Source organism: Streptomyces coeruleoprunus (assembly GCF_039542925.1).
Lineage (GTDB): Bacteria > Actinomycetota > Actinomycetes > Streptomycetales > Streptomycetaceae > Streptomyces > Streptomyces coeruleoprunus.
The window spans coordinates 4,738,977-4,759,803 of the sequence record NZ_BAABIT010000001.1 but is presented as its reverse complement, the minus strand read 5'-3'; the positions used below and the strand labels follow the sequence as shown (position 1 = coordinate 4,759,803).

The 20,827-nt window shown below is 73.8% G+C and carries 22 protein-coding genes; 5 read left to right on the top strand and 17 right to left on the bottom strand.

What is annotated here, in order from left to right:
* Positions 1-173 precede the first annotated feature (173 nt).
* The 6 genes from ABEB09_RS21325 to ABEB09_RS21300 all read right to left on the bottom strand — a co-directional run bounded on the left by ABEB09_RS21325 (position 174) and on the right by ABEB09_RS21300 (position 6,261).
* Complete coding sequence (locus ABEB09_RS21325) at positions 174-1,229, bottom strand: ABC transporter ATP-binding protein (protein ID WP_345691514.1); 1,056 nt, start codon at positions 1,227-1,229, stop codon at positions 174-176.
* Positions 1,226-1,960 carry a phosphonatase-like hydrolase gene (locus ABEB09_RS21320; RefSeq protein WP_380841341.1) on the bottom strand — a complete coding sequence of 245 codons (735 nt, stop codon included), beginning with the start codon at positions 1,958-1,960 and terminating at the stop codon, positions 1,226-1,228. Before ABEB09_RS21320 ends, ABEB09_RS21325 begins: the two co-directional genes overlap by 4 nt.
* A gap of 56 nt (positions 1,961-2,016) precedes the next feature.
* The gene (locus ABEB09_RS21315) at positions 2,017-3,129 is read right to left on the bottom strand and encodes a TIGR03364 family FAD-dependent oxidoreductase (protein WP_345691512.1); all 1,113 of its coding nucleotides are present in this window, start codon (positions 3,127-3,129) and stop codon (positions 2,017-2,019) included.
* Positions 3,130-3,267: 138 nt separating this feature from the next.
* Positions 3,268-4,032: a GntR family transcriptional regulator gene (locus ABEB09_RS21310; RefSeq protein ID WP_345691511.1), complete on the bottom strand. Its 765-nt coding sequence runs from the start codon at positions 4,030-4,032 to the stop codon at positions 3,268-3,270.
* Positions 4,033-4,087: 55 nt separating this feature from the next.
* The gene (locus ABEB09_RS21305; protein WP_345691510.1) at positions 4,088-4,897 is read right to left on the bottom strand and encodes a hypothetical protein; all 810 of its coding nucleotides are present in this window, start codon (positions 4,895-4,897) and stop codon (positions 4,088-4,090) included.
* A gap of 155 nt (positions 4,898-5,052) precedes the next feature.
* On the bottom strand, positions 5,053-6,261 hold the full coding sequence (locus tag ABEB09_RS21300; RefSeq protein WP_345691509.1) for an ROK family protein: 1,209 nt from the start codon (positions 6,259-6,261) through the stop codon (positions 5,053-5,055).
* Positions 6,262-6,319: 58 nt separating this feature from the next.
* Here ABEB09_RS21300 and ABEB09_RS21295 point away from each other — a divergent pair, with 58 nt between their 5' ends.
* Positions 6,320-7,405 (top strand): Gfo/Idh/MocA family oxidoreductase, encoded by a 1,086-nt coding sequence (locus tag ABEB09_RS21295; RefSeq protein WP_345691508.1) that lies wholly within the window; start codon positions 6,320-6,322, stop codon positions 7,403-7,405.
* Position 7,406: 1 nt separating this feature from the next.
* On the opposite strand, the gene ABEB09_RS21290 is transcribed toward ABEB09_RS21295, so the two are convergent.
* From ABEB09_RS21290 to ABEB09_RS21270, 5 genes are all read right to left on the bottom strand, one after another.
* Positions 7,407-7,964, bottom strand: coding sequence for a Uma2 family endonuclease (locus tag ABEB09_RS21290; RefSeq protein ID WP_345691507.1), 558 nt, complete (start codon positions 7,962-7,964; stop codon positions 7,407-7,409).
* Positions 7,965-7,987: 23 nt separating this feature from the next.
* A complete protein-coding gene (locus ABEB09_RS21285; protein WP_345691506.1) occupies positions 7,988-8,845 on the bottom strand; it encodes a fumarylacetoacetate hydrolase family protein in 858 nt (285 codons plus the stop codon).
* 102 nt (positions 8,846-8,947) lie between these two features.
* A complete protein-coding gene (locus tag ABEB09_RS21280; protein WP_345691505.1) occupies positions 8,948-9,649 on the bottom strand; it encodes a YidC/Oxa1 family membrane protein insertase in 702 nt (233 codons plus the stop codon).
* Positions 9,650-9,779: 130 nt separating this feature from the next.
* Positions 9,780-10,064: a DUF6412 domain-containing protein gene (locus tag ABEB09_RS21275; RefSeq protein ID WP_345691504.1), complete on the bottom strand. Its 285-nt coding sequence runs from the start codon at positions 10,062-10,064 to the stop codon at positions 9,780-9,782.
* 14 nt (positions 10,065-10,078) lie between these two features.
* Positions 10,079-10,840 (bottom strand): class E sortase, encoded by a 762-nt coding sequence (locus ABEB09_RS21270; protein ID WP_345691503.1) that lies wholly within the window; start codon positions 10,838-10,840, stop codon positions 10,079-10,081.
* Positions 10,841-10,907: 67 nt separating this feature from the next.
* Between ABEB09_RS21270 and ABEB09_RS21265 the strand changes: the two genes are divergently transcribed.
* Complete coding sequence (locus tag ABEB09_RS21265; protein WP_345694023.1) at positions 10,908-11,921, top strand: SEC-C metal-binding domain-containing protein; 1,014 nt, start codon at positions 10,908-10,910, stop codon at positions 11,919-11,921.
* 188 nt (positions 11,922-12,109) lie between these two features.
* Positions 12,110-12,532 (top strand): very short patch repair endonuclease, encoded by a 423-nt coding sequence (locus tag ABEB09_RS21260; protein WP_345691502.1) that lies wholly within the window; start codon positions 12,110-12,112, stop codon positions 12,530-12,532.
* Between the two features lie 57 nt (positions 12,533-12,589).
* Here ABEB09_RS21260 and ABEB09_RS21255 read toward each other — a convergent pair whose 3' ends face one another.
* Positions 12,590-13,054: a hypothetical protein gene (locus ABEB09_RS21255; RefSeq protein WP_345691501.1), complete on the bottom strand. Its 465-nt coding sequence runs from the start codon at positions 13,052-13,054 to the stop codon at positions 12,590-12,592.
* A 134-nt stretch (positions 13,055-13,188) separates the two neighbouring features.
* Between ABEB09_RS21255 and ABEB09_RS21250 the strand changes: the two genes are divergently transcribed.
* Entirely contained in the window at positions 13,189-13,491 is a 303-nt protein-coding gene (locus tag ABEB09_RS21250; RefSeq protein ID WP_345691500.1) for a hypothetical protein, read from the top strand.
* Between the two features lie 77 nt (positions 13,492-13,568).
* On the opposite strand, the gene ABEB09_RS21245 is transcribed toward ABEB09_RS21250, so the two are convergent.
* The 5 genes from ABEB09_RS21245 to ABEB09_RS21225 form a co-directional block, all read right to left on the bottom strand.
* A complete protein-coding gene (locus tag ABEB09_RS21245) occupies positions 13,569-14,876 on the bottom strand; it encodes a DUF445 domain-containing protein (protein WP_345691499.1) in 1,308 nt (435 codons plus the stop codon).
* A gap of 94 nt (positions 14,877-14,970) precedes the next feature.
* Complete coding sequence (locus ABEB09_RS21240) at positions 14,971-15,594, bottom strand: DUF1707 SHOCT-like domain-containing protein (RefSeq protein WP_345691498.1); 624 nt, start codon at positions 15,592-15,594, stop codon at positions 14,971-14,973.
* 92 nt (positions 15,595-15,686) lie between these two features.
* Positions 15,687-16,694, bottom strand: a complete 1,008-nt coding sequence (locus ABEB09_RS21235) for an ABC transporter ATP-binding protein (protein WP_380841328.1) — start codon at positions 16,692-16,694, stop codon at positions 15,687-15,689.
* Between the two features lie 6 nt (positions 16,695-16,700).
* Entirely contained in the window at positions 16,701-17,468 is a 768-nt protein-coding gene (locus ABEB09_RS21230; protein ID WP_345694021.1) for an ABC transporter permease, read from the bottom strand.
* Positions 17,469-17,499: 31 nt separating this feature from the next.
* A complete protein-coding gene (locus ABEB09_RS21225) occupies positions 17,500-18,300 on the bottom strand; it encodes an ABC transporter permease (protein ID WP_345691497.1) in 801 nt (266 codons plus the stop codon).
* 217 nt (positions 18,301-18,517) lie between these two features.
* Here ABEB09_RS21225 and ABEB09_RS21220 point away from each other — a divergent pair, with 217 nt between their 5' ends.
* Positions 18,518-20,806, top strand: a complete 2,289-nt coding sequence (locus ABEB09_RS21220; RefSeq protein ID WP_345691496.1) for a transglycosylase domain-containing protein — start codon at positions 18,518-18,520, stop codon at positions 20,804-20,806.
* The last annotated feature ends 21 nt before the right edge of the window (positions 20,807-20,827 follow it).

Genomic DNA, 20,827 nt, shown 5'->3' with positions numbered 1-20,827 from the left:
CCGTCTCGGCCGGCGGGGCGGCGGGGCGTGCCTGCGCCTGCGCCGTTTCGGGCGGCGCGGCATCGAGGGGTGCGCGCCCCGTCTCGGGCGGCCGGGCATCCCGGTGCGCACGCCCCGTCTCGGGCGGCGGGGCATCCCGGTGTGCGCGCCCCCTCTCGGTTCCCCGGCCGGTGCTAGGCGGCATGGGCGCCCACCCCCGCCGCCAGCAGCACCGCGTCGTCGGGTGCGAAGTGGACGGTGATCTCGGCGCCGGGCGCCGGGGGTCGCCGCAGTTCCCGTACGTCCGCCGTCACCCGGTGGCCGGCCACGTCCACGGAGAGGCGGTGGGTGGAGCCACGCCACTGGACCTCGGCCAGCCGGCCCCGCAGCGCGTTCGGCCCCTCCCCCAGCCCGACCAGGTGCGGGCGGACGCACAGGGTCGCGGCGGCGCCCGGGGCGGCGTCGCCGGTGGCGACCTTCAGCTCCCGCCCGGCGAACGACACCATGTCCGCCCCGACCACGACGGGCAGCAGGTTCGCGCTGCCGACGAACGACGCCGTGAACTCCGTACGCGGCGTCCGGTACAGCTCCTGCGGGGTGCCGCAGTCCCGAAGCCGGGCCCGGTCCATGACCGCGATCCGGTCGGCGAGCGTCAGCGCCTCGACCTGGTCGTGCGTGACGTACAGGAAGGACACGTCCGGCAGTTCGCGGTGGAGCCGCGCCAGTTCGGTGAGCATCCCGGACCTGAGCCGGGCGTCGAGCGCGGACAGCGGCTCGTCGAGCAGCAGCACACCGGGCCGGATCGCGAGCGCGCGGGCGATGGCGACGCGCTGCTGCTGGCCTCCGGACAGTTCGCGCGGGTACCGGCGGGCGTGGCCGGCCATGCCGGTCATCTCCAGCGCCTCGGCCACCCGGGCGCGGATCTCGCCCCTGGGGGTCTTCCGCGCCTTCAGCCCGAAGGCCACGTTGTCCTCGACCCGCAGGTGCGGGAAGAGCGCGTACTGCTGGACGACCATGCCGATGCCGCGCCGGTGCGGCGGCAGCCCGGTCACGTCCCGGCCGCCGATGAACACCCGGCCCGCCGAGGGCCGTACGAACCCGGCGACGGCCCGCAGCGCGGTGGTCTTGCCCGAGCCGGACGGGCCGAGCAGCGCCATGACCTCGCCGGGCTCGACGGTGAGGTCGAGCCCGTCCAGGACGGTGGTGCCGCCGTACGCGACCGACACCCGCTCGAACCGTATGCCGCTCACGGCGCCTCCAGGCGGGCGAGCAGGGCGGGCAGTTCGGCGACCGACCCGAGGACGTGCGTGGCGCCGCTCGCGGTGAGGCGTTCGGCGTCGTGCGCGCCGGTGAGGACGCCCGCGACGAGGCCGGCGCCGGCGCGGACGCCGGTCAGCATGTCGTAGCCGGTGTCCCCGGCGACGGCGACGCCCCGCACGTCGTCCACGGCGCGGGTACGGAGGAGGGCGGTCAGGACCATGTCGGGGTACGGGCGGCCGCGCCCGCCCGCGTCGGCGGGGCAGAGGGTCAGGTCGGCCAGCTCCTGCCAGCCGAGCGCGGCGAGCAGGGCGTCCTGGGTGACGCGGGCGAAGCCGGTGGTGAGGACGACGGTCCTGCCCTGGTCGCGCAGGGCGCGGACGGCGTCCGCGGCGCCGGGGACGGGGGCGACGGCGCCGGCGGCGACCCGCTCCGCGTACGCCTCCTCGAAGGCGGCGTTGGCCCGTCGGGCCCTGGTCTCGTCGCCGCCGAGGAGGTGGCGGAAGACGGAGATCTTGGACTCGCCCATGGTGGCGCGTACGTGGTCGAGCATCGGCGCCGGGTCCTCGCCGACGCGACGCGCGGCGGCGGCGAACGCGTCCTCGACGAGGCCGTCGTCGGCGACGGTGGTGCCGGCCATGTCGAGGACGACGAGGTTCCTTCGGGGCGTGGGACGTCCGGCCGGCACGGCGTGCGCGGGGGCCGGGGCGCTCTCGGCCGGCATGGCGTGCGCGGGGGCCGGGGCGCTCTCGGCGGGGATCTTCGGGGGCATCGGGCGGCTCACCAGTTCAGTTCGTTCGCGGTCGTCTCGGCGATGGCGGGCGCGCACGTCATCCCGCGTCCGCCGGGCCCGGTGACGAGCACGACGCCGTCGCGGACCCGCTGGCGGTGGACGACCCGCGAGGGGTCGGTGCACTGCGCGTACACGCCGGCCCAGCGGCGCCGCACGGGCGGCAGCGGGCGCCCGAGGAGGCCCTCGACGACCCGCGTCAGGTGCTCGTAGGGGTCCTCGACGGTGTCGAAGGCGAAGGGGTGCTCGTACTCGTGGGTGTCGCCGATGGTCAGCCCGCCGTCGAGGCGCTGCACCATGAGCAGCTGCATGCGGTGGGCCGCGGCGACCGGCTCCTGCGGCTGGCCCTCGTCGAGGCGCCGGGAGTCGTACGCAGGGTAGTAGCGGAAGCTGTCGGCGTCGGCGACGGACGTGGTGAGCGGCTCGCCCAGCGGGGCGGTCTGCATCATCTGGAGCCGCACCCGGCGGACGGGGACGGGGCCGGCGACCTCGCGGACGAGGCCGCCGAGCCAGGCGCCGGTGCACAGGACGACGGCGTCGCCGGTGTGGGTGTCGCCGTGGTCGTCGCGCACGCCGTTCTCGCCGACGACGTCCCGGACCTCGCGGCCGGGCAGGAAGGTGTAGCGGCCGGAGGCCAGCAGGGCCTCGCGGAGGGCGAGTTGGGCGGTGCGCGGCTCGACGGCGGCGTCCCGCTCGCACCAGAGGGCGGCGGTGAAGTCGCCGCGCAGGGCCGGGTTGAGGACGCGGGCCTCGTCGGCGCCGACCAGCCGGAAGCCGCGGGCGGCGGCGTCGGGGCCGGTGGCGGCGGCTTCGGCGACGGCGCGTTCGAGGGCGGTGCGTACGGGGGTGAGGGAGCCGTTGGCCCGGAAGCCGAGGCCGGGCACGCGGACCCCGATGCCCTCCCACAACTCCCGGGCGCGCAGGGCCGTCGCCAGCTCCTCGCCGGCGGCGCGGCCGCTGACCCAGATCTGCCCGAAGTTGCGCAGCGAGGCGCCGCGGGCCTCGGCTTCGCGCTCGATGTGTACGACCTCGTGGCCGCGTTCCACTGCGTGCCAGGCGTGCATGGTGCCCACCACGCCGGCTCCTACGACGATGACTCTCACGGCGGAAACGGTCGTGCGGGCGGGTATCCCGGGCGGATCCGGCGGGCGACGGGCCGGTGAACGACCCACCAAACTTGGACTAGACCCGTTATCTTCCTGTGATGTCGAGTGGGTCGATCGGGGCCCTTTGCGGGTGTTTCAGCCGAGTCGGGTGGTGAAGCTGAAGCGGTCTCCGCGGTAGAGCGTGCGCACCCGCTCCAGGGGCCGGCCGCCGGTGTCCCGGGACAGCCGGTGCAGCAGCAGCATCGGCAGCGCGGGCGGGGTGCCGATCAGCAGCGCCTCGCGCGGCGTGGCGAGCACGGTCTCGATGCGCTCGTCGGCGTCGCCGAAGCCGATGCCGAGGCGTTCCCGGAGGTACGCGTAGAAGGACGAGTCCGGGTCGAAGTCGCGGTCCAGGCGCGGGACGCGGGCCTCCGCCACGTAGGTGCTCTCCAGGCCCACCCGCTCGTCGTCGGCGAGCAGGACGCGCTCCATGTGCCAGACGGACGCGCCGGGTTCGAGGTCCAGCTCGGCGGCGAGCGCCGGGGGCGCGGCGAAGCGGTCGAGGGTCACCAGCCGGCGGCCGGGCCGGCGGCCCTGGCGGCGGACGCCCTCGGTGTAGCTGGCGAGGGAGAGCGGCTGTTCCAGCTTGGGCCCGGCGACGACCGTGCCGCGGCCCCGGCGCTGAAGCCTGCCCTCCAGGAGGAGTTCGCGCAGCGCCTGGCGGACCGTCTCGCGGGAGACCTCGTAGCGGACGGCGAGGTCGCGTTCGGCGGGGAGGGTGCCGCCCTCGCCCAACTCCTCGATGAGTGCGGCCACATGGGCCTTCACGGCGTAGTACTTCGGGATGCGGCCGTGCTCCGGGATACCGGAGCGGACGGGGGCGCCGGGGGTCGTCCAGGTCGGGGGTTCCAGGTGTTCCACGTGCGGATGGTCGCAGACGTGGGTGAACGGGAGGGTGAACGGCGTCGGCACGGGCTCAGGGCCGGCGGCGGGCGCGGGCCGCCAGGAGGAGGGCGCCGGCGCCCAGGGTGAGGCAGCCGGTGGCGGCCGTGGCGAGGGGCAGGAGATGTGCGTGGCCGCGGCGGGTGCCGGTTCCGGCCAGCTCCTCGCCCTCGGGGAGCGGGCTCGGTGCGGCCCCGGTCTCGTCGGCCCGGTCCGGTTCCTCCCCCTCCTCGGCGTTCTCCGGCACGACGGCGAACCGGTAGTCGCCCGACTCCCCCACCCACTCCCCGTCGTCGCCCCGGCGCTGCACGATCGCGGCGTTGGCCGTCACCTGGTCGGGGCGGGCGTCGGCGGTGAACCCCAGCCGGACGGGCACGGTGACCGTGCCCCGGGCGGGGACGGTGAAGCCGGTGAAGGTCCGGTCGGTGTCGTCGTCGAGGACGCCGACGATCTCGTACGCGTCGGTCCGCTCGACCCGGACGGGCCGCCGCGGCCCGCCCTCCCGCGCGGCGAACTCCAGCCGCACCTGGGCGGGGGTGAGCCGCCGGTTCCGGTCGGTGAGGACGATCACGGGGTGGATGTTGCGGCAGGGGTGGGCGGTGGTGTTGGTCAGCTCGATCCGCCAGGTGCTGAAGCCCTCCCCGGCCCGGTGGACGGCGGGCCCGCCGGTGATCCGGGTGGTGATCGGAAACGCGGCCGCGGTGGCGTCACCGCAGCGCGGCTCCCGCCCGGGAGCGGCGACATCCCGGGTGACGCCGAGGGGAGTGCGCGCGGAAGACGGGGCTGCGGCGACGGCCAGGGAGCAGAGGGCTGCTGCGGCGGCGAGGGCGGTGCGCAGTCGCATGGGGGAGGTGCCTTTGCTGCCGGCGTGCGGTCGTCACCAGAGCCCTCCCCCGCGGGCGGGCCGCCGCCCCGGGCGCGGCGCCGGATCCCGTCGTACGTGCTGTGGGGTGCCGCCGATCGGCGCAGCACCGGCTGCGGGGACGGTCGGGGCGCCTCTCAGAGCCCGAACAGCGGGCCCAGCACCAGGTGCGCGGCGCCCTCGGCGACCGGGTGGGGCGAGGTGGTCGCGAGGGCGACGGGCACCGGGGCGTCCCCCGCGCGGGCGGCGCGCTCGGCGAGGACGGCGGCCACGCCCCGGACGAACCGCCCGGGCGCCGCGGCGACCACGCGGCCGCCGAGCAGCACGCGGTCGATGTCCAGGAGCCCGGCGGCGTTCGCGGCGCCGACGCCCAGGACACGCGCGGCCTCGTCCAGGTCGCCGCGCGCGACGGCGGCGAGGCACAGGGCCTCCAGGCAGCCGCGCCCGCCGCAGCCGCACACGGGGCCGTCGAGCTGGATGGTCTGGTGGCCGAACTCGCCCGCGCCGGTCCGTGCGCCCCGGTGGAGCGCGCCGCCCAGCACGAGGCCGGCGCCCAGGCCCGTGCCGAGGTGGACGTACACGAACGAGTCCCCGGCCGCGCCCTTCAGCGCGAGGCCCAGGGCGGCGGCGTTCGTGTCCTTGTCGAGCGCCACGGGCAGCCCGCCGCCCAGGCGCGCGGCCAGCGCGTCGCGCAGCGGGTAGCCGTCCCACTGGGGGAAGCCGGTCACGCGGTGCGGCACACCGGTGGCGTGGTCGAGGGGACCGGGCATGGCGACGCCGACACCGAGGACGGTACGGGCGAGGAGTGCGGCCGGCGGGTCGGACGCGCCGTGCACGGACACGGCCCCCACGTCAGCCACCCCGCCTCCGACACCCCGCACCGCACCCGCCACCCCGCCTTCGACGCCCCGCACCGCGCCCGCCACCCCGCCTCCGACACCCCGCACCGCGCCCGCCACCGCACGCACCGCCCCCACCGCCACGTCCACCACCGCGTCGGCGCCGGCCCCGAGGTCCAGAGGGGTGGTGCGTGCGGCGACGGTGACACCCGCGAGGTCGACGAGGACCGCGGTCAGCTCGTCCCGGTCGAGGTGGAGGCCCACGGCGTGGGCGGCGCCGGGGACGAGGCGCAGGAGGGTGCGGGGCTTGCCGCCCGTGGAGGCGCGGCGTCCCGCGTCGGCGGCCAGGCCCTCCGCGCGGAGGCGGGCGGTGATCTTGCTGACGGCCTGCGGGGTGAGCCCGGTGCGCTCGGCCAGCTCCAGCCGGCTGATACCGCCCTCGCCCGCCGTGCGGAGCAGGTCCAGCACGAGGGCGGTGTTGTGGCTGCGCAGCGCGGTGAGGTTCACGCATCCATTGTCCTGGCCCGCCTTGCACTAACGCAACAGCGTTGCTTAAGTAGCGGGTATGGCTGCTGCTCCCCTCACCCCGCTCCGCGTCGGACTCGTCGGCTACGGCCTCGCGGGCTCCGTCTTCCACGCGCCCCTGATCGCCGCCACCCCCGGCATGGTGCTCGACACGGTCGTCACGTCGAACGAGGAGCGGCAGCGGCAGGCCCGCGCCGAGTTCCCGGACGTACGCCTCGCCGCCTCGGCGGACGAGCTGTGGCCGAGGGCCGGCGAGCTGGACCTGATCGTGATCGCGTCGCCCAACAAGACGCACGTCCCGCTGGCGAGGGCCGCGCTGGAGGCCGGGCTGCCGGTCGTGGTCGACAAGCCGGTCGCGGGCACGGCGGCGGAGGCGCGCTCGCTGGCCGCGCTGGCGGAGGAGCGGGGCCTGCTCCTCTCGGTGTTCCAGAACCGCCGCTGGGACAACGACTTCCTGACCCTGCGGGCCCTGCTGGGGACGGGCGAGCTGGGCGAGGTCCAGCGCTTCGAGTCGCGCTTCGAGCGCTGGCGGCCGCGACTGAAGGGCGGCTGGCGCGAGTCCGGCACGCCGGAGGAGATCGGCGGGCTGCTGTACGACCTGGGCAGCCATGTCGTCGACCAGGCGCTGGAGCTCTTCGGCCCGGCCGTGCGCGTGTACGCCGAGTGCGACGTACGGCGCGAGGGCGCGGAGGCGGACGACGACACGTTCATCGCGCTGACGCACGCGAACGGGGTGCGCTCGCACCTGTACATGAGCGCCACGGCCGCGCAGCTGGGCCCGCGCTTCCGGGTGCTGGGCTCGCGCAGCGGCTTCGTGAAGTACGGCCTCGACCCGCAGGAGGGCGCCCTGCGCGAGGGCGCCCGCCCGGTGGCGGGCCAGGAGTGGGGCGCGGAGCCCGAGGCGATGTGGGGCAGGGTCGGCGCGGGCCAGTCCCCGCTGACGGGCGGCGGCCGCCCGGTCCCGACGGTGCCGGGCGACTACCCGGCGTACTACGCGGAGATCGCCACCGCCCTCCGCGACGGCACGCCTCCCCCGGTCACCGCCGAGGAGGCCGCCAGGGCCCTCGACGTCCTGGAAGCCGCCCGCCGCTCGGCCCGCGAGGGCGTGACGGTGACGCTGGGCTGACTCAGGCCAGTTCGGACGTGTCGAGGTCGAAGCCGAACGGCTCGGGCAGTGCCAGCTTCGATCCGAACACGGCGCGCGACTCGTGCCGGTAGCGACCACCCTCGGGCTCCCAGTGCACCACTGCCTCACCGCGGTGCCGGTCGATGAGGAGGTACACGGGGAGCCCGGCCTGGGCGTAGGCGTCGCGCTTGTCGGTGCGGTCGACGTCGGCGTCCTCCTCCCGGCCCGAGGTGACCTCGAGAACCATCAGGACTCCGGACGGGTCCGACCACGAGGGCTGGCCGCGGAAGTACCCGGCCGGCGCCACGGCGCCATCGACGCGCGCCCGGCCGGCCCGGTAGGCGGCAACCGAGAGCCCGCGTTCCTGATACATGCGCAGAGCCGGGAAGCGCTCTCTGATCTGGTCTCCGACAGACATCACGTTCTCGTCGTGGTCGCCATCAGGAGCCGGGGTCACAATGACCCTCCCGTCGATCAGCTCGACATGAAGGCCGTCCGGAGCCGCGGCCGCGAGCGCCTCGAACTCGTCGAGCGGTACTTCGGTCTGCGCAACAGTCATCGTGCCCTCCTTGCAGCCCCAGCCTACGCGTCCTTCAGCTCCTGGCGCTGGCGGCCGAGGCCGTCGATCTCCAGCTCCACGACGTCGCCGGCGCCCAGGTACGGCTTCGGCTCCGGGGCGCCCATGGCGACGCCCGCCGGCGTACCGGTGTTGATGACGTCACCCGGGTACAGGGTCATGAACTGGCTGACGTACCGCACCACTTCGCCGACCGGGAAGATCTGGTCGGCCGTGGTGCCGTTCTGCTTCAGCTCGCCGTTGACCCACAGCCGCAGGCCGAGCGCCTGGGGGTCGGGCACCTCGTCGGCGGTGACGAGCCACGGGCCGAGCGGGTTGAACGTCTCGCAGTTCTTGCCCTTGTCCCAGGTGCCGCCCCGCTCGATCTGGAACTCGCGCTCCGACACGTCGTGGGCCACCGCGTAGCCCGCGACATGGGCGAGCGCCGCTTCCGCGGAGTCCAGATAGCGGGCCGTACGTCCGATGACTACGGCCAGCTCGACCTCCCAGTCCGTCTTGCGGCTGCCGCGCGGAACGAGCACGGTGTCGTCCGGCCCGACGACCGTGTCGGCCGCTTTGAGGAAGACGACCGGCTCGGCGGGCGGCTCGGCACCGGTCTCGCGGGCATGGTCGTGGTAGTTGAGCCCGATGCAGACGACCTTGCCCACCCGGGCGACCGGCGGGCCGACCCGCAGCCCGTCGGCGTCCAGCGCGGGCAGCACCCCGGCGCCCGCCGCGGCCCGGACACGGTCCAGCGCGGACGCGTCCGAGAGCAGGTTCCCGTCGATGTCCGCGACGAGCGCGGACAGGTCGCGCAGGGTGCCGTCGTGGTCGAGCAGGGCGGGACGCTCGGCTCCTGCCGGGCCGACGCGCAACAGCTTCATGGTCTTCTCCCTGTGGTCGAGGTGAGCCCCGGCCGATGGAGTGCGGCCATCGTCAGGATTGGTCGATCCTCCAAGACGTCCGACCACTCCGCAAGACCCCGTTCACGTACTGGACCGGCCAGCGGACCGGTCACCCGACCGGTACAGCACGGTCCGCTCGGCGGCGGTCCACGTCGTGCTGGTCACGACGTACAGCGCAGCGGCCAGCGGGACGACGGCGACGGTCACCAGCGTGGCGAAGGACAGCAGCGGCAGCACCTTCATCATCGGCGCGGCGACCCCGGGCAGCACCTCGCCCCCGGACGCGGCGGACGCGGCGGCCATCTGCGCCCGGCTCTGCCGGTACGTGTACGTGGCGACGGCGGCCACGACGGCGAACAGCGCCACGTACACGAGCCCGGCGGGCCCGAAGGGCCCCCCGGCCGCGAGGGCGTCGGCCCAGTGGCCTTCGAGGGGCGCGGCGAGCAGGAAGTGGTCACCGAGACGCCCGCTCGTGAACAGGTGGTAGAGCAGGAAGAAGACGGGCACCTGGAGCAGCCCCGGCAGGCAGCCGGCGAGCGGTGAGACGTTCTCCTCGGCGTGCAGTTCGAGGACGGCCTTCTGCAGTCGCTCCGGGTTCTTGGCGTGCTTCTTCCGCAGCTCGGCCAGCTGCGGGGCGAGGCGGGTGCGGGCCTTCTGGCCGCGGGCGGCGGCGACGGACAGGGGCAGCAGGAGCAGGCGTACCAGGGCGGTGAGGAGAACGATGGCGGCGGGCGCGGGGACGAAGCCGGCGAGCCACTCGAAGAACGCAACGAACACGGACATAAGGGAGGAACCCTCCAGGGTTCAGTCGTGCCGAACGATGGTGAAAGGTGATGCGGGATGTCGGCATGACGGAACGGCGTGGAGCGCCCGGACAGGACCGGACAGGCCCAGGCCCAGGCCGGGAGGGGCTCTACGCGGCCGTCGGGAGGGTTCGGCCCGGTGCTCGGGGCCGGCGGCGCCCCGAGGCGTCGGGATCGCGCTGGGGCAGGAAGGCGGTGCGTTGCTCACGGTCGCGGATGGCGGTGCGCACCCGGGTGGGCGGCACGGCGGGGACACCGCGCGCGCTGACGAGCGCGCAGGTGAGCAGCGTGGTCGCGGCGAGCGCGACGACGGAGAGCGAGGACGCGTCCATGACGAGGACCAGCCCGAGAAGACCGAACAGGGGAAGCAGCCACCGCACGAACACCGTGCCCATGACGTCCTCCCCCCTCACCGGTCCTGGCCCCACCGTACATCCTTCGAGTGGATCAACACCGCCCAGACGACCAGCCGATGGGTGGACCGCAGGGGCGGCGCGCAGGTGGTGAGGGTCAGATAGCGCCCGGGCCGCTCGTACCCGGATCCCGGGTGGACGAGGCTCCTCGGGACGGCGGCGATGACGCCGACGTCGCGGGGCGAGGTCCGCGGGATAACGGCGTCCACGGCGTAGGTGTGGACGGCGTCGCGCGTCTCGACGAGGACGTGGTCGCCCGGGCGCAGCCGGTCGAGGTCGCGGAAGGGCTCGCCGTGGGAGTTGCGGTGCCCGGCGAGGGCGAAGTTGCCGGTGCGGCCGGGTGGGGCGGTGCCGGGGTAGTGCCCGGCGAAGCCCTTGTCGAGGACGTCGCGCCGGCCGACGCCGGGGGCGACGGGGACGGTGAGGCGGAGGGAGGGGATACGGAGGAGGGCGTACGCGAGGGGCCGCGGGGGCGCCGCGCGATCGTCGGGGACGGCCGGCGGACGGGAGGAATCCTCGGCGGTGGGCACGGCCGCGGGTGAGCCCGAGGGCGACGCTCCTCCGGGGACCGGGCCGGGTGCCCCCCGCCCCCAGTCCCGTTCCAGGGCGCGGACGGTCCGCTCGGCGCCGGAGCGGGCCTGCTGGTTGGTCCACCAGAGCTGGTGGACGACGAGCAGCAGCGCGAGGACGCCGGCGGTGACGAGCAGCTCGGCACCGCACCAGACCGTCCGCGCGAAAGCGCTCCGCCTCCGGGACACCCGCGCACCATAGGCGGTCGTGCGACAACCCACCAGAGCCGCGGCGTACGGCAGTACGGTGGTGACCATGCGCCTCGACACGCCTGCTGACCACACGAACGAAGCCGAGCGCCTGCTGCGTACCGCGGCGCAGTACCCCGAGGACCGCGAACCACTGTTCCTCCGGGCCGCCGCGCACCTGGAACTGGCCGGCGACCGCCCCCGGGCGACCACGCTCTACGACGACCTGCTGTCCTCCTCGCCGCAGCCGGAGAACCCGCACCTGATCAGGGCACTGAAGGCGGCGAACCTCTGGGAATACGGCCATGAGGCGGAGGCACGGGCGATCATCGAGGGCCTGCTGGCGCTGTCGCCGAGCGACGCGACGGCCTGGGAGGTGATCGGGGAGACCCTGGAGTCGCACGACGAGCTGGAGGCGTCGGAGGCGGCGTTCACGGCGGCCGCGCGGGCGCTGGCGCCGGACACGGAGGACGAGCTCCCGTACCCGACGCAGTCGCTGCTGATGGGCCGGCACCGGGTGCGCCGCCTGCTGGCGCGCCCGCACGACGACTGGGACGTCCTCGCGGACCGCCTGCACCGGGGCACGGTCCCGCTGGACGAGCTGCACGACCCTAAGCGGACGTGGGCGCTCGGCTCGTCGGACCCGGCGGAGCTGCGGGCGGAGATCGTGCGCCTGCGCAGCGAGCTGGGCTCGTACCGTACGGCGCTGTCGCGGCCGTTCCCCGTGGCGGTCCTCCTCTGGCCGGAGGAGGAACTGGCGGAACTCCTCGCCTCCTACCCGGAGCTGGAGGCGGAGTACCCGACGCACGAGGCGCACCTCACGGACCTGGAGGCGTCCTTGCGCGAACTCGCTGCGGCGGGCACCCCGAACCTGGGCATCGTCCAGGGCACGGTCCCGTCGTACGAGGCCTTCGCCGCCTCGGAGGCCACACCCCCCTCGAACCCGGCCCTGCTCCCCCAGTACGCCACCACCCTCGCAGCCCGAGGCCGAGCCACCCCCTGGCCCCCACCACGCACGGCACCTTGCTGGTGCGGGTCGGGGGCGGCTTATGGGGAGTGCCACGGGAAGGCGGGGGTGTAGCGGCAGAGCGGACGGGGCGGCTGGATCTCCGGCCGGGTCAACAGCCGCCCGGCCGTCGCCCGGAGCAGACCCGCGGGTCCACAGTTGCAACCTCCCCTTGGCGCATCGATCGACATATGGCCGTAGGCCTGAAGGAAACTGGGACCGTGACCGGAGCAAGACCCTCGTCTCCAGCCGTATCGGCTCGCATGAGTCGTCAGACATCACGCGACACCACGCCCGAGATGGCCGTGAGGAGACTGCTGCACGCGGCCGGACTCCGATACCGGCTTCACGTTCGCGTGCCCGGAATGCCGCGCAGGACCATCGACATCGCGTTTCCCGGCACACGGATCGCCGTCTTCCTGGACGGCTGCTTCTGGCATGGCTGCCCTCAGCACGCCACGCACCCCAAGTCCAATGCCGACTGGTGGCGTACCAAGTTGGAGAAGAACGTGGCCCGGGACCGCGAGACCACCGAGCACTTGGAGGCCGCGGGATGGACGGTGCTCCGATTCTGGGAGCACGAAGCACCTGATGCGGTCGCCCGCGCCGTGGCCGAGGCCAGAAGGAGCGCCCTGACCGCGCCGGAAGGCGGCAGGCGCACCCACCGCCGACCGGCCGGAGCGTGAACCCTCCTGAGAGGAAGCAGCGTCGCGCTGCGCTGCACGGCAGGGGGACGGCAGTGTTCAGGTGGCACCGAAGTACCGGGCATCCTCCAGCGCTCGCGGGAGTGGTACGCAGGCGAGGTTCTGCACCGGGACTCGGGGTTCCGGGCGGTGGGTGTGGTGGATGCGGGCGTAGGCGTAGCTGCGGGGGTGGCTGAAGTGGGTGACGAGGACGTCGACTCTCTCCAGCTCCTCCAGCGGGACGATGCCGTACAGGGCGAGGGCTGCCGGGCCTGTGAGGAGGGTGTTCGGGCCGGCGTAGAGGAGGGCCGCGCGGAGGCGTTGGTGGGGCGTGGGGGGCGTGCTGTGCAGCAGGATGACGCGGGGGAGGACGCGTTGCCAGGGGCCGGCCGGGCGGCAGTGGTCGGCCACGGCGTACGACGCGCAGCCGATGTCGTGGAGCTGGTGGACCGTGGCCAGTCCGTCCTGGGCCAGGACGAGCGGGTCGGCGGCGAAGCGGTCGGGTGGGGCGGTGATGTTGGGCATGGGCTTGAACTGCCCCTGGCGGAAGGGCGATTACCTTCCGCGTCGAGCTTGTTACTGAGTGGTGGCCGGAAGGGTTCTGCATCGCCTTCGCGTTAGCCTCGGCTCAGGAGAATCGGATCAGGAGGAGGACGGACATGGCTCGGATTCCGGTGGCGGCCGTGGCTGCCGCGGGGCTCGTCGGCGGCTACGGGGTCGCCCGGTGGACCAAGAAGCGGCCGCTCGGCGGGGTCGCCCTGGTGGCCGCCGGGGCCGTTGCGGCGCGCGAATGGCGCGAGCGGAGCGGCAACCTCGCGGCGGCCGGGCTGAGCGCCGCGTACGTCGCCGCGTTCGCGGGGTCGCATCCGCTGGCGAAGAAGGTAGGGGCGTGGCCCGCGGTGTTCTCCGTGGCCGGCGGGATGGCGCTGGCTTCCTGGATGGTGACGCGGCGCGAGGGTTGAACGGGGCTCCTGGTGCGTACGTATGTAACGGCACCTCCCCGTAAGAACTGGGCGGGTGGCCGGTCGGCAGGGGCCGGTCACCCTCCCAGGGCGTGCGAGACGGTGTAGATCAGCAGCCCGGCCAGGGCGCCCACGACCGTGCCGTTGATCCGGATGAACTGCAGGTCACGGCCGATGTGCGCCTCGATCTTGCGGGACGTCTGGTCGGCGTCCCAGGCCGCCACCGTTTCGCTGATCAGCGACGTGATCTCCGTGCGGTACGTCGTGACCACGTACGCCGCCGCGTCTTCCAGCCAGCCCTCCACCTTCGCCCGCAGCTGGGGGTCGGTCGACAGGCGGTTGCCCAGGGAGAGCAGCGACGCCCGCGCCCTCAGCCGCAACTCGCTGCGCTCGTCCTCCGCGGCCGACATGATCATGCCCCGCACCGCGGACCAGGCCGAGGCGATGATGTCCTGGATCTCCGGGCGTTCGAGGAGGTCGGCCTTCAGACGCTCGACCTTCGTCCGGGTCTCCGTGTCGGACTGGAGGTCCGAGGCGAAGTCCGTGAGGAAGCGGTCGATGGCGCCCCTCGCCGGGTGGCCCGGCATGTCCCGCATCTCCGTCACGAAGCGGAGGAGCTCCTTGTAGACCCGCTCGCCGACCTTGCGGTCCACGAAGCGCGGCGTCCATCCCGGTGCCCCGCCCTGCACCGCGTCCATGACGGAGTCGCCGTGCAGGACGAGCCAGTCGTGGGCGCGGGCGCAGATCAGGTCCACGGCCCGCCGGTGGGCGCCGTCGGTGACGATCCTGTCGAGCGTCTTGCCCAGGCCCGGGGCCACCTCCGCGGCCTCCGCCCGCCGGGTGATCGCCTCGCCGACGACCGCCTGGACGTCCGCGTCCCGCAACACCGTGAGCGCGCCGCGCAGCGCCGTCGCCAGCTCGGCCGTCACCCGGTCCGCGTGCGCGGGCTCCGCGAGCCAGGTGCCGAGGCGGCCGGCGATGTTCAGGGCGTGGAGGCGGGTGCGGACGACGCCGGAGGACAGGAAGTTCTCGCCCACGAAAGCGCCCAGGGACTCGCCGAGCTGGTCCTTCTTCGTCGGGATGATCGCCGTGTGCGGGATCGGCAGCCCCAGCGGGCGGCGGAACAGCGCGGTCACCGCGAACCAGTCCGCGAGCGCGCCCACCATGCCCGCCTCGGCCGCCGCGGCCACATAACCGGGCCAGCCGCTCACCCCGGCGGACTTCGCCCAGGTGGCGAGCGTGTAGACGACCGCCACGAGGAGCAGCAGGCACGTGGCCATGGTCTTCATGCGGCGGACTCCGCGGCGCCTCTCCTCGTCCTCCGCCGTGTAGGCGAACGCGGTCAGGGGCGGCGCCGTGCCGTCCGCAGGGTTCGTGCCGTCCACCCGTCCACCCCGTTCGCGTGTCTCGCCTCGTAATCCGTCCTTATCCCAGGTACTCCCGAGGCGCGCGTTCAGTTCCGGCGATCGGCCTCGCGGGCTACTTTTCCAGGCTTTTACGACTTTTGTCGCCCTTGCGGCGTTTGCGTTCCACGCCTACGCCGCCCATCAGCGCGAACCCCGTGACCCGCACCCTCGGCGAGCCCGGGGTGCCCTCGCCGGCGCCCCTGTCGTCGAAGCCGCCCATCAGGCCGAAGCCCGTCACCTCGACGTGCAGCTCCGGCGGGACCGTGACCTGGATGCCGCCCATGAGCGCGAAACAGCGGATGACGATCTCGCGGTCCTCGAAGTCCGCCTCGCGCAGATCGACCTCCCCGCCGCCCATGACCGCGACGCCGGTGAACTGGCGCCCCACGGTCCACCTGCCGCGCCGCCCGAAGCCGCCCCAGAAGGCGAAGCCGCCCCGGGAGGTGGCCGGGGCGCCGATGCGGGACGGCCAGTCGCGCCCGCCGGCCGGCGTCGGCGTGGTGGACGCGGTGGGCGCCGGGAGGTCCCTGACCAGGGGCTCCAGTTCGCCACGGGTGCGGGCCGTGTACGCGGCGTCGAGCCGCTCCTCGAACTCGGCCATGTCGAGCCGGCCCTCGGCCAGCGCGTCGCGCAGCCGCTCGGCGATCCGTTCGCGTTCGGCGTCCGAGGCCCGCACCTCGGGAAGGTCATCGGTCATGTCGTCAGACTAATGCGCGGGGTGGGAGGAGAGGAGGGTGATCAGCGGGGTGGCGATCGGGAGGCCGTCGCAGGCCGGAGCCGCCACCGGGATCACCGTTCCGCCGGTTCCCCCCGCGCCTCCCCGTACATCCGGGCGATCACCGCCTCGATGTCCGGCTCCCTGACCGACAGGTCCACGAGGGGGTACTCCGCCGCTATCCGGGCCACCAGCGGTGCCGCCGACGAGGAGGCGGGGAAGGCCAGCCACTGGCGCGGGCCCTCCACCCGGACCACCCGCGAGCCCTCCAGCTCGATGGGCGGCAGCTCCCGCTCCAGGTCCACGACCAGGGTCCGCTCGCTCGCGCCCACCTCGTGCAGGCCGCCGAGGGCGCCGTCGTACATGAGCCGCCCGTGGTCGATGACCATGACCCGCTTGCACAGCTGCTCGATGTCGGTGAGGTCGTGCGTGGTGAGCAGGACCGTCGTGGAACGCTCGGCGTTCAGGTCGCGCAGGAAGCCGCGCACCTTCGCCTTGGACACGACGTCGAGGCCGATGGTCGGCTCGTCCAGGTACAGCACCTCGGGGTCATGGAGCAGCGCCGCCGCGATGTCGCCGCGCATCCGCTGGCCCAGCGAGAGCTGGCGTACCGGCACGTCGAGCAGGGCGCCCAGGTCCAGCAGCTCCACGCAGCGGTCCAGGTTCTCCCGGTACCGGGCGTCGGGGATGCGGTACATGCGGTGCATCAGCCGGTAGGAGTCCCGCAGCGGCAGGTCCCACCACAGCGTCGTGCGCTGCCCGAAGACGACGCCGATGCGGTGGGCGAGCCGGGTGCGCTCGCGCGACGGGTCGATGCCCGCGACGCGCAGCCGGCCGCCGGTCGGCGTCAGAATGCCCGTCAGCATCTTGATGGTGGTGGACTTCCCGGCGCCGTTCGGCCCGATGTAGCCCACCATCTCGCCGCGCGCCACCCGGAAGGTGATGCCGTCGACGGCCCTGACCTGCTGCTTCTCGCGGCGCAGCAGGCCCGTCCTGCGGCGTACGTCGAAGACCTTCTCCACGTCGCGAAGGTCGATGAAGTCGTTCTCCGGGTCCATGACGTCCGGTTCCACCGGTTCCATGCGTGCTCAGCTCCCCGTGCTTCGGTACGAACGGATTCCCACCCGCCACGCCAGCCCGGCCAGGCCCACGAACCCCGCCGCGACCAGCGGCGAGGCGAAGGCCGACCAGGCGGGCAGGCCCGCCGGGGCGTCGCGCCCCAGCACGTACAGCGCGGGCACCCAGTTCACGAAGGCCAGCGGTACGACGTAGACGACACCCTTGACCAGCTCGCCGGCGAAGATCGACGGCGGGTACTGGAGGAGGTTGTTGCCGCCGTACGTGAAGGAGTTCGTCACCTCCGCCCCGTCCTGGGCCCAGAACTGGAAGGCCGCGCCCGCCACCATCAGGGAACCGAAGATGAGGGCGCCCGTCACCACCATCAGCGGCACCAGCACGGCTTTCAGCGGCGTCCACGCCACCGCGTCCAGCAGGACCAGGGACCACACCAGCACCACGAGCCCCTGGGTCACCCGGCCCAGGCGGCGCAGCGCGAACCGGTCGGCCGCGACCTGCGCCAGCACCGGGACCGGCCGCACGAGCAGCGTGTCCAGCGTGCCGTCCCGTACCCGCTTGCCGAGCCGCACGGTCTGGCCCATCGCCAGGTCCGCGAGGCCGAACGCGGTGCTGGTCGTCCCGTACAGGAACGCCACCTCGGCGAACGAGAACCCGCCGAGGCCCCGGACGTGGGCGAACATCAGCAGGATCACGACGAAGTCGAAGAGCGTGGCCGTGAAGTTCGACAGCAGCGTCATCGCGAACGAGAAGCGGTACGTCATCGTCGAGCGGATCCACATGGCCGCGATCAGCGCGTACGCGCGCAGGCCCTCAGCCACCCTGCACCACCACCCGGTGCGTCGCCGCCGCCTGGACCGCCCGGCCCGCCGCGAGCAGCACGACCGCCCAGCCCGCCTGGAAGGCGTACGCGCCGAGCAGGTCCCACCCGGTGCGCTTCTCCAGGAACACCTCGGCCGGCACCTGGAGCATCGACGCCCAGGGCAGGGCCCTGGCCACTTCGCCCAGGGCGCCCGGGAAGACGTTCAGGGGCAGCAGCATCCCGGAGAAGAACAGCCCCGCCAGCCAGGCCACCTGAACCACCCCCGCCCCGTCCATCAGCCAGAACGCGCTCAGCGCCACCAGGAACCACACGCCGAAGGCGACCATCACCCCGAGGGCGACGGACAGCAGGAAGGCCGGCCAGGTCAGCGGGTGTTCCGGCAGCGCGATGTCGAAGGCCAGCGCGCCCACCACCAGGGGGACGACGCCCCGCCCGAGCAACTGGAACGCGGCCCGGCCGAGGTTGACGCACATCCACCACACCTGGAGGTCGGCCGGCCGGTACAGGTCCACGGCGATGTCGCCGGTCTTGATGCGCTCGATGAGTTCGTCCTCGAAGCCGCCGCCCATCAGCGAGCACGCGGCGAGCAGCGCCTGTCCCAGCCATACGTACGCCAGGGCCTCGGCCATGTCGTAACCGCCGAGGCCGGGCCGCTCGTTCCACAGGGCCATATAGGTGAACGCCAGGATGAAGCCGAAGGTCGTGTTGGTGAACACGCCCGCCGCGGTGGCCATCCGGTAGGTCGCGTGGCGCCGGAAGGCACCGGCCACCACGGCCGCGTAGAGCCGCACGTCTCCTCCCCTCTTCGCCTCGCCCACGCCAAAGTCCGTGAGCCTAGTCACCCGTGCGCCGGAGTCGCGACCGCTTTTCGGCTGCCCGTGGCGGGAGGCGCGCCGGTAATGCACGGGTTGGACGGTCGGCCGGTGCACTATGTGAAAGCAACACAAAGTCAGACAACTCAGACATCACACAAAAGTGATACTCGGACAGCGATAGGGCCGGAAGACTATGAGCGACGACCCCCCGCAGCCGTCAGGAGGCTGGGAGCCCCGCGACCCGACCGTCCACACCCCCGCCACACCGTCCGCCCGCAAGGGGGCCCGGCGCTCCGGGCGGCGCCGGTTCGTCCCGACCTGGCGGACGGTGCTGGGCGCGTCCCTCTTCCTCGGCCTGCTGCTCGTCGGCGGGTTCTTCGCCGGCTACCACCTCGTCGACATCCCGCCCGCGAACGCCGCGGCCACCGCGCAGTCCAACGTGTACCTGTACGCGGACGGCAGCCAGATCGTGCAGGCGGGCGCGGTCAACCGGGAGAGCGTCGCGCTCGCCCGCATCCCGCGCCCGGTGCGGCACGCGGTACTCGCCGCCGAGGACCGGGACTTCTACAGCGAGTCCGGCGTCGACCCGGAGGCGATGGTCCGCGCGACCTGGAACACCGTCACCGGCAAGGGCACGCAGGGCGGTTCGACCATCACGCAGCAGTACGTCAAGAACTACTACCTGGGGCAGGAGCGGACCGTCACCCGGAAGGTGAAGGAGTTCTTCATCGCGATCAAGCTCACCCGCGAGAAGACGAAGGACGACATCTTCGAGGGCTACCTCAACACCAGCTACTACGGCCGCAACGCCTACGGCATCCAGGCCGCCGCCCGCGCCTACTACGGCAAGGAGGCGCAGTACCTGACCACCGCCGAGGGCGCGTACCTCGCCTCGCTCCTCAACGCCCCCAGCGCGTACGACGTGGCCGCGGGCCCCCGCAGCAGGGCGCGGGCGCTGGCCCGCTGGAACTACGTGCTCGACGCCATGGTGAAGGAGCGCTGGCTCACCCGGTCGGCCCGGGCCGCCCTCACGTTCCCCATGCCGCAGCCCGCCGAGCCCACCAACGGCATGGGCGGCCAGCGCGGCTACGTCGTCCAGGCGGTGAACTCCTATCTGACCCGGCATCACATCGTCGACGAGAAGGACCTGGCCGCCGGCGGCTACCGCATCACCACCACCCTCCGGCGCGAGAAGATGGACGCCTTCGCCGCGGCCGTCGACGAGCAGCTGCTGTCCCGGCTGGACCCGGCCACCAACCCGACCGACCGCTACGTACGGGTCGGCGGCGCCTCCATCGACCCGGCGACCAGCAAGGTCGTCGCCCTCTACGGCGGGGTCGACTACACGCAGCAGTACGTGAACAACGCGACCCGCCGCGACTACCAGGTCGGGTCCACGTTCAAGCCGTTCGTCTTCGCCGCCGCCGTCGACGGCCGCTCCACCACCCAGCACGGCGAGCCGATCACCCCGGACACGGTGTACGACGGCACCAACAAGCGGCCGGTCGAGGGGTGGACCGGGTCCGCCTACGCCCCGGCGAACGAGGACGACGTCAGCTACGGCGGCATCACGCTGCGCACGGCCACGGACCGTTCCGTCAACGCCGTGTACGCGCAACTCGCCGTGGACGTGGGCCCGGCACGGGTCGAGCGGACCGCGATCGCGCTGGGCCTGCCGGCCGACACGCCGGACCTCAACCCGTCCCCGTCCATCGCGCTCGGCCCGGCGACGGCCAGTGTGCTGGACATGGCGGAGGCGTACGCCACGCTCGCCAACCACGGCCGGCACGGCACGTACACGCTGGTGGAGAAGGTCGAGAAGGGCGCGACCGCGGTGCCGCTGCCGGCCGCCAGGACCCGCCAGGTGATCAGCCGGGAGGCCGCCGACACCACCACCGCGATGCTGCGCGGTGTCGTCGACGGCGGTACGGGCACCGCGGCGCAGGCGGCGGGGCGCCCGGCGGCCGGCAAGACCGGCACGGCGGAGCACGACCGGGCGGCCTGGTTCGCGGGCTACACCCCGGACCTGGCCACCGTGGTCGCGCTGATGGGGCAGGACCCGAAGACGGGCGCGCAGAAGTCGCTGTACGGGGCGCTCGGCCTGGAGCGCACCAACGGGGGCGGGGCGCCCGCGGAGATCTGGGCGCGGTACACCGAGCTGGCGCTGGAGGGCACCGCGGCGCGGGACTTCGACCTGGAGGTCGCCGAGGGCATCGACCCCGGCACGGGCACGGGTTACCCGCAGCCGCAGGAGCAGCCGTGGGAGGAGCCGTGGGGCGCGGAGGACGGCGGCCGCGAGGAGGGATGGTGGGGCGGACCCGGGGGTCCGCAGCGCGGAGGCCAAGACCGGCGGGGTACGGCGGGCGGCCCTCGGGACACCACCGCCGACGCCCGCCCGCCCGCCCCGGTCCAGGACCCGGCCGGCCCCGCCCCTGGCAGCCAGCCACCCGTCCCCGGACCGGCCCCGGCACCCGGGGGGTAACTCGGTCGGCGGGTCTTCCCC